A 665-nucleotide genomic window follows, 5' to 3' on the forward strand; every position below is an offset into this window, starting at 1 on the left:
ATCCTTCTCCCGCAACCATGTGGTCTCATAGCTCAGTTGGTAGAGCAAAGGACTGAAAATCCTTGTGTCGTTGGTTCGATTCCGACTGAGACCACCACGTTTAAAGTATAGGACGTTTGGTGATTTTTATCGCTAAACGTCCTTTTTCTATATAGTTTAAATATAAAAAACGGATATTTTAGGCAAACTAGAATTATTGCTTAGAATGTCCGCTTTTTTTGATCAAATCTGAGAGGAGGTCTACATTATGTCGATGATATTAAGGAATAAAACCAATGTTAGTTTTACTTCTGTAGATAACGAATTTATTTTTAACAATGCATTATCAACCAAGGCAAAGGGGTTGCTGCTACAGTTATTGGCTTTACCTGATAACTGGAAATTCTCGAAAGAAGGAATTTATGCAATTGTTCCAGAAGGAAAAGCATTTGTTGAGGCTTGCTTGAAAGAGCTAAAGGAACAAGGGTACTTAGTCATTCAAAAAAGTAAAAATGTAGAAACTAATTTTTATGAATATACATACTATGTCTATTCAGTTTCAAGAATAGTATAAAAAGATATGCATTAAATAATAATATAAACTATAATTTAATTATGGAGGCAGAATCTATACTCATATAATAATTTTTAGAGAGGAAAGGAGTTGCTGGAGATATATGAAAAAA

At 32.3% G+C, this 665-nt stretch carries 1 protein-coding gene and 1 tRNA gene; both read left to right on the forward strand.

Annotated features, from left to right (window positions below; genetic code table 11):
• Positions 1-21 precede the first annotated feature (21 nt).
• Positions 22-97: transfer RNA gene (locus tag HMPREF0367_RS01110), tRNA-Phe, on the forward strand.
• A 150-nt stretch (positions 98-247) separates the two neighbouring features.
• Positions 248-553, forward strand: coding sequence for a hypothetical protein (locus tag HMPREF0367_RS01115; protein WP_051335113.1), 306 nt, complete (start codon positions 248-250; stop codon positions 551-553).
• Positions 554-665: the final 112 nt, after the last annotated feature.

Origin of the sequence: Faecalitalea cylindroides ATCC 27803, from assembly GCF_000469305.1 — a bacterium.
Classification (GTDB): Bacteria; Bacillota_I; Bacilli_A; order Erysipelotrichales; family Erysipelotrichaceae; genus Faecalitalea; species Faecalitalea cylindroides.